The sequence below is a fragment of the Humidesulfovibrio sp. genome, from assembly GCF_030689645.1.
GTDB lineage: Bacteria > Desulfobacterota > Desulfovibrionia > Desulfovibrionales > Desulfovibrionaceae > Humidesulfovibrio.
The window spans coordinates 1-1,103 of the sequence record NZ_JAUYFU010000080.1 but is presented as its reverse complement, the minus strand read 5'-3'; the positions used below and the strand labels follow the sequence as shown (position 1 = coordinate 1,103).

2 protein-coding genes are annotated in these 1,103 nt (G+C 63.8%); both read left to right on the top strand.

Annotated elements, in window-relative coordinates; translation table 11 throughout:
* Positions 1 to 496 (top strand): abortive infection family protein (locus tag Q8O35_RS11205; protein WP_305573303.1); only part of this gene is annotated, 496 nt, incomplete at its 5' end.
* A partial coding sequence (locus Q8O35_RS11200; RefSeq protein WP_305573301.1) for a type I restriction endonuclease occupies positions 493 to 1,103 on the top strand: 611 nt, incomplete at its 3' end. The genes Q8O35_RS11205 and Q8O35_RS11200, both read left to right, overlap by 4 nt.

Here is a 1,103-nt window from a genome sequence, read left to right as displayed (position 1 = left end):
CGACCTGCCAAAGCTGTTCAAGACCGCGACGCAGAACCTGCCACTCTTGCCTGCCACCGCCAGCGCCGCGACAGAAGTACGCAAGAGCCTCGCCCAGACGTTGTCGGGGCTGGGCACGGCGGTTCAGGGCATCTGCGAATTGCGCAACCAGTGCGGCTTCGCCTCGCATGGTTCGGGTGCCGCGCGCCCCGTGATGGAGAGCGTACAGGCGCTGTTGGCCGCCGAGACCGCAGACGCCATCGTAGGGTTTCTCCACCGCATGCACCGGCAGGACCGCACGCCGCCAGCCCCGCCAGCGCCGAGTTTCGAAGACAGCGACGATTTCAACCTCGCCCTGGACGAGGAAGTCGGCCCAATCCAAATCCGCGAAATCGAATTCCGCGCGAGCGAGGTGCTGTTCCAAATGGAGCCCGAAACTTATCGCATCTATCTCGCAGAGTTTGAAGACAACGGAGCCGATGCCACGGCCCCGGATGCAGAGGAGACCCAATCATGACAGACCGGGGCGTCACCGAATCCGTTATCGAACAGGCGGCGCTTGCCTGGCTGGAAAGCACAGGCTGGAATATCGCCAACGGCGTTGACATCGCGCCGGGCGAACCAGCCGCCGAGCGCGAGAGCTACACCCAGGTCATCCTGGAACGCAGGCTGCGCCAGGCGCTGGACCGGCTCAATCCGAAGCTGCCCCTGGACGCACTAGACGACGCGTGCCGCAAAATCTTGCATCCCGAAGGCGCGGACCTCATCCAGCAGAACCGCGCTATGCACCGGATGCTGGTGCACGGGGTGACGGTGGAATACCGCGACGGAGACGGCGTGATTCGTGGCGCACAGGCCCGCACCATCGACTTCGACCGACCGGATGAGAACGACTGGCTGGCCGTCAACCAGTTCAGCGTGACCGAAGCCAAGCAAACGCGCCGCCCCGATGTGGTGCTCTTCATCAACGGCCTGCCTCTGGCGGTTGTGGAGTTGAAAAACGCGGGCAACGAGAACGCCACCATCTGGCACGCCTTCCAGCAACTGCAAACCTACCAGGGCTTAGTGCCGTCGCTGTTTGCGGCCAATGCGCTGCTCGTTGCCTCCGATGGCGTGGAAGCCCG